5 protein-coding genes are annotated in these 6,000 nt (G+C 70.4%); 4 read left to right on the top strand and 1 reads right to left on the bottom strand.

What is annotated here, in order from left to right; translation table 11 throughout:
- Nucleotides 1-196 precede the first annotated feature (196 nt).
- From ispG to ABZ348_RS32840, 4 genes are all read left to right on the top strand, one after another.
- Nucleotides 197-1,354 carry a flavodoxin-dependent (E)-4-hydroxy-3-methylbut-2-enyl-diphosphate synthase gene (gene ispG, locus ABZ348_RS32855; RefSeq protein ID WP_358939348.1) on the top strand — a complete coding sequence of 386 codons (1,158 nt, stop codon included), beginning with the start codon at nucleotides 197-199 and terminating at the stop codon, nucleotides 1,352-1,354.
- 253 nt (nucleotides 1,355-1,607) lie between these two features.
- Nucleotides 1,608-2,450, top strand: a complete 843-nt coding sequence (locus ABZ348_RS32850) for a GNAT family N-acetyltransferase (protein ID WP_358939354.1) — start codon at nucleotides 1,608-1,610, stop codon at nucleotides 2,448-2,450.
- Nucleotides 2,451-2,620: 170 nt separating this feature from the next.
- Nucleotides 2,621-3,169 (top strand): GNAT family N-acetyltransferase, encoded by a 549-nt coding sequence (locus tag ABZ348_RS32845; protein WP_358939347.1) that lies wholly within the window; start codon nucleotides 2,621-2,623, stop codon nucleotides 3,167-3,169.
- Nucleotides 3,170-3,238: 69 nt separating this feature from the next.
- Complete coding sequence (locus ABZ348_RS32840; RefSeq protein WP_358939346.1) at nucleotides 3,239-4,936, top strand: proline--tRNA ligase; 1,698 nt, start codon at nucleotides 3,239-3,241, stop codon at nucleotides 4,934-4,936.
- Nucleotides 4,937-5,060: 124 nt separating this feature from the next.
- Here the strand turns inward: ABZ348_RS32840 and ABZ348_RS32835 are convergent, their stop codons facing one another.
- Complete coding sequence (locus ABZ348_RS32835; RefSeq protein ID WP_358939344.1) at nucleotides 5,061-5,930, bottom strand: aminoglycoside phosphotransferase family protein; 870 nt, start codon at nucleotides 5,928-5,930, stop codon at nucleotides 5,061-5,063.
- Between the last annotated feature and the right edge of the window lie 70 nt (nucleotides 5,931-6,000).

Raw genomic sequence — 6,000 nt, 5'->3', positions numbered from 1 at the left:
ACGCGGCCAAGGAAGCGGGCGACAAACCCCTCGGCTCCTACATCCTGTCCTCGATGAGCCGTCGCACCCGGCCGCCCCACTATGCGGGGTGTTTTCCCCGCGCGATGTGCTTGTCGTAACCGTGGTGCCGTAACCTCGGACCCCTGGAGCCCGCCGTTCTCGGGACCTCGATCCACACCTTGGGGTTGCACAGCAGATGACCGCGATTTCTCTCGGTATTCCTACCGTTCCGATCAAGCTCGCCGACCGACGGGTCAGTCGGAAGATCCAGGTCGGATCCGTCGCGGTGGGTGGTGACGCCCCGGTTTCGGTGCAGTCGATGACCACGACGCGCACCTCCGACATCGGTGCGACGCTCCAGCAGATCGCCGAGTTGACGGCCTCCGGCTGCCAGATCGTCCGGGTGGCGTGCCCCACCCAGGACGACGCCGACGCCCTCTCCATCATCGCGCGCAAGTCCCAGATCCCGGTCATCGCGGACATTCACTTCCAGCCCAAGTACGTCTTCGCCGCGATCGACGCCGGCTGCGCCGCGGTCCGGGTCAACCCGGGCAACATCAAGCAGTTCGACGACAAGGTCAAGGAGATCGCCGCCGCGGCCCTCGACGCAGGCACCCCCATCCGCATCGGCGTCAACGCCGGTTCGCTGGACGCCCGCCTGCTGAAGAAGTACGGCAAGGCCACCCCCGAGGCGCTCGTCGAGTCCGCGCTGTGGGAGGCGTCCCTCTTCGAGGAGCACGGCTTCCAGGACATCAAGATCTCGGTCAAGCACAACGACCCCGTGGTCATGGTCAACGCCTACCGCCAACTGGCCGCCCAGTGCGACTACCCGCTCCACCTCGGCGTCACCGAAGCCGGCCCCGCCTTCCAGGGCACCATCAAGTCGGCCGTCGCCTTCGGGGCACTGCTCAGCGAGGGCATCGGCGACACGATCCGGGTCTCCCTCTCCGCCCCGCCCGCGGAGGAGATCAAGGTCGGCATCCAGATCCTGGAGTCGCTCAATCTCCGCCAGCGCCGACTGGAGATCGTCTCCTGCCCCTCCTGCGGTCGGGCCCAGGTCGACGTCTACAAGCTCGCCGAGGAGGTCACCGCCGGTCTTGAGGGCATGGAGGTGCCCCTGCGGGTCGCCGTCATGGGCTGTGTGGTGAACGGCCCCGGCGAAGCCCGTGAGGCAGACCTCGGCGTCGCGTCCGGCAACGGCAAGGGTCAGATCTTCGTCAAGGGCGAGGTCATCAAGACCGTTCCCGAGTCGAAGATCGTCGAGACCCTGATCGACGAGGCGATGAAGATCGCCGAGGAGATGGAGAAGAACGGCATCCCCTCGGGCGAGCCGACCGTCTCCGTCGCCGGCTGACGTCCGCCGCGGGCGGATCAGGCCCGAAGGGGCCCGCCGCGGCCCGGCTTCCCCCGGGCCGGTGACGTCCTTACCTGTGGAGGCTCCTCCGCGGGGCTCCCGCCCCCGAGTGCGCCGACCACCCCCGCACCAGGCAGTACCGGCCCCGCACCCGTCCCACGACGGAATGCGGGGCCTCCCACCGCTCGGCACCCGGCCCGCCCGGCAGGTACAGTGCGGAGACCAGCAGACCGTTTGGTGAGGCCCCCTCGTGTTGACGCAGACCACCACCCGGGTCCTCGAACCCAGCGACCTCGAAGCGGCGCTCGCCGTCTTGGAGAGCGAGCCCGTGACGAACGCCTTCGTCACCTCGCGCGTCCAGGTCGCCGGGCTCGACCCATGGCGGCTGGGTGGCGAGATGTGGGGTTGGTACACCGACGGGCGGCTCCGCTCACTGTGCTACTCCGGAGCCAACCTCGTCCCCATCTGCGCCACCCCCGAAGCCGTCCGCGCCTTCGCCGACCGCGCCCGCAGGGCCGGCCGCCGCTGCTCCTCGATCGTCGGCCCGGCCGAACCCACCGCGCTCCTGTGGCGCCTGCTCGAACCCAGCTGGGGCCCGGCCCGCGACGTACGCCCCCACCAGCCGCTGATGGTGACCGATCACGTCCCCACCGACATCGCGCCCGACCCCTACGTCCGCCGCATCCGCAAGGATGAAATGGAAGTGATCATGCCCGCGTGCGTGGCCATGTTCACCGAGGAGGTCGGCGTCTCCCCGATGGCGGGCGACGGCGGGCTGCTCTACCAGGCACGGGTCGCCGAACTCGTCGGCGCCGGACGTTCGTTCGCCCGCATCGACGACGGCCGGGTCATCTTCAAGGCCGAGATCGGCGCGGCCACCTCCCAGGCGTGCCAGGTCCAAGGCGTCTGGGTCGACCCCGAACACCGCGGCCGAGGACTCTCCGAAACGGGCATGGCCGCCGTGCTGCGCTATGCCCTGGCCGACATCGCCCCCGTCGTCAGTCTGTACGTCAACGACTACAACGCCCCCGCCCGGGCCGCGTACCGCAGGGTCGGCTTCGAGGAGACCGGGGCGTTCATGAGCGTCCTGTTCTGAACGGAGCCGCGCCCCCGGAATCCGCAACCCCGCGCCCCCAGAATCCGCAACCCCGCGCCCCCGGAACCCGGCCCGAATGCGGCGCCCGCGCCCCCGGAACCCCCGGCGTCCGCGCCCGCCCGCACCGGTGCGCCGTCCTGGTCACCCGGCGCGACCAGTAGGGTTCGCGCATGGCAGCACTCTCCGATGTCGTGGTCGGGCCGTTCGATCTCGCCTCGCGGATCGACGAGGCCCTGGCGGTGCAGGCCCTCGCCTTCGGGCTCACCGACGAGGAGATCGCGGTGCGCCGTCACATCGTCTACCGCCACATGCTCCAACCGGGCGCCTGGGCCCTCGGCGCCCAGACCGGTTCCGGCCGGCTCGTCGGCTTCGTCTACGGGATGCCCAACGACCGCCGTCACTGGTGGTCCACCGTCGTGGAGCCCTATCTGCGCCGCGCCGACATCGACCACTGGCTCGACGACTCCTTCGTCATCACCGAACTCCATGTCCACCCCGACTTCCAGGGCCGCGGCATCGGACGCTCGCTGATCACCTCCATCACCGACGCGGTGCACCAGCCGCGCTCCATCCTCTCCGCCCTCGACATCGAATCGCCCGCCCGCGGGCTGTACCGCAGACTCGGCTACCGGGACCTCGCGCTCCAGGTCCACTTCCCGAGCGCACCCAGTCCGTACGCCGTGATGGGCGCCCCGCTGCCCCTGCTGCGCGGGAACTGATTTCCACCCTCACCGGCGGCCCGGCTAACCTCCTGCACATCACTCTTTCTTGACGCAGGAGATTTCCTCATGGCAGCCCAGGTCCAGCGCATGTCCCGTCTGATGGTCAAGACACTGCGCGATGACCCGGCAGACGCCGAGACGCTCAGCCACAAACTGCTCGTCCGCGCCGGCTACGTCCGACGCAACGCCGCGGGCATCTGGTCCTGGCTGCCGCTCGGCAAGAAGGTCCTGGAGAACGTCGCCCGCGTGGTCCGCGAGGAGATGGACGCCATGGGCGGCCAGGAGGTCCTGCTCCCCGCCGTGCTGCCCAAGGAGCCGTACGAGGCCACCGGGCGCTGGGAGGAGTACGGGCCCGAGCTGTTCCGGCTCAAGGACCGCAAGGGCGCCGACTACCTCCTCGGACCCACGCACGAGGAGATCTTCACCCTCCTCGTGAAGGACCAGTGCACGTCCTACAAGGACCTGCCGGTGACCCTCTACCAGATCCAGTCGAAGTACCGGGACGAGGCCCGCCCCCGCTCGGGCATCCTGCGCAGCCGCGAGTTCCTGATGAAGGACTCGTACTCCTTCGACAGCACCGACGAGGGGCTCATCGAGTCGTACGGAGCCCACCGCGACACATACATCAGGATCTTCGACCGGCTCGGGCTCAGCTACCGCATCGTCTCCGCCGTGTCCGGCGCGATGGGCGGCTCCGCTTCGGAGGAGTTCCTCGCCCCCGCCGCGGCCGGGGAGGACACCTTCGTCCACTGCACGGCGTGCGACTACGCGGCCAACACCGAAGCGGTGACGTACACCCGCGAGGCCCCGGCTCCCGTCGAGCACCCCGCCATGGAGGAGCTGGACACCCCCGACACCCCGACCATCGAGTCCCTCGCCGCGCACCTCGGGGTCTCCGCCGCCGCGACGCTGAAGAACCTCCTGGTGAAGGTGGACGGCGAGATCGTCGCCGTCGGAGTGCCCGGTGACCGCGAGGTGGACCTGGGCAAGCTCTCCGACCACCTGGCCCCCGCCGAGGTCGAACTGGTCACCGCCGAGGACTTCGCCGACCGTCCCGACCTGGTGCGCGGCTACGTCGGCCCGCAGGGCCTTGAGAAGGTCCGCTACCTCGCCGACCCGCGCGTCGCGGCAGGCACCGCGTGGATCACCGGAGCCAACAAGGCCGGCGCCCATGTGCGCAACGTCGTCGTGGGCCGTGACTTCGAGGTCGACGAGTACGTGGACGTCGTCGTCGTCCAGGACGGCGACCCCTGCCCCACGTGTGGAACGGGCCTCAAGCTGGACCGTGCCATCGAGATCGGCCATATCTTCCAGCTGGGCCGCAAGTACGCCGACGCCTTCCAGCTCGACGTCCTCGGCCAGAACGGCAAGCCCACGCGGGTCACCATGGGCTCGTACGGCATCGGCGTCTCGCGTGCCGTGGCCGCGCTCGCCGAGCAGAGCGCCGACGACAAGGGCCTGTGCTGGCCGGCGGAGATCGCACCCGCCGACGTCCATGTGGTCGCCGCAGGCAAGGCGCTCCAGATCGAGCTCGCCCTCCAGGCAGCCGAAGCGCTCGCCGAAGCGGGACTGCGGGTCCTGGTGGACGAGCGCCCCGGGGTGTCGCCCGGAGTGAAGTTCACCGATGCCGAGCTGATCGGCGTGCCCAAGATCCTGGTCGCGGGCCGTCGGGCCGCCGAAGGCGTCCTCGAACTGAAGGACCGGCGTACCGGCGAGCGCGAGGAACTGCCCCTCGCGGAGGCCGTGGCCAAACTGCGCGCCTGACCCGACCGTGCCCCCTCGGCCATTGCGCTGAGGGGGCACGGTCGCGTCCACGGTCATCCGAGGCCCGTGCACCCGTTCAAGGCAAAGCCTGAAACCACGCCAAAGCCTGAAACCAGCACAGCGCCTACAACCAGGACGCGAACTCCCACCGGAGCTCGGCCTCCCGGGTGGAGACCCGCCGTGCCGACTCCACCGCGCGGAACAGCGCCCACCCGCGCAGCCGCTCCGCGTCCACCTCCAGCGAGTCCGCGAGCTTGTTGATCCTGCGCCGCGCCGCCGAAGCCCCCGCAGCCGCGGCCACCAGGTCCTCCACCCGGTCCCAGGCGAGCCGGCCCAGATCGTACGCACGCTCCCCGACCAGGGGATCGGGCCCCACCGCCACCCAGGGCGCACGATCGCCCGCCAGTACCTTGCCCTGGCGGAAGTTGCCGTGCAGCAACAGGGACTCGGGCGAGCTCGCAGCCAACTCGTCGCGGGCGGCCAGAGCAGCCGTCACCAGCGGCTCGACGGCCGGCTCCGCCGTGTCCCGCAGGGACTTGGCCTGCCGGGCCGTGCGTTCGGCCACCGTCTCGAAACCGTGCTCCGCGCCCGGCTCCACCCAGAGCCGACGCACGATCCCCGCCGCCTCCAACACGGCCTTGCCGTCGGGGAGCGAGCGCAAGGACACCTCGGGGTGCAACCGCTCCATCAGGAGGGCGCCCTCCGCGGGGGGAGCGGGCAGCAGCCGGGCCGCACCCCAGCCGTCCCACAGCTCCAACGCCGCGCGCTCCACCTCGGGCGCCGCGGACGGGGGCGCAAGCTTCAGCGCCGCGGGAGTGCCGTCCGACCGCCGTACGAGCAGGACGCAACTGCTCCGCCCGCCGGGGACCACGGTCCGCTCGACCGCCAGTTCCAGTCGGTCCACTGCTTCCTCGGCGATCGACGGCAGCCGGGCGAGCCAGGCGTCACCCTCACCGAGCGCCCGCACCAGACGTCGGGGCGCTTCAAAACCCATGTGCGAGTGTTTCCCTCTCCAAAGCTCCAAAGACGTCGACACGGTCATCGGTGCCGACATCCCTCTGTCG

The sequence above is a fragment of the Streptomyces sp. NPDC005963 genome, assembly GCF_040638655.1.
In the GTDB taxonomy this organism is placed as follows: Bacteria; Actinomycetota; Actinomycetes; order Streptomycetales; family Streptomycetaceae; genus Streptomyces.
The sequence above is the reverse complement of the archived record's forward strand: the minus strand, read 5'-3'. Positions and strand labels throughout refer to the sequence as shown.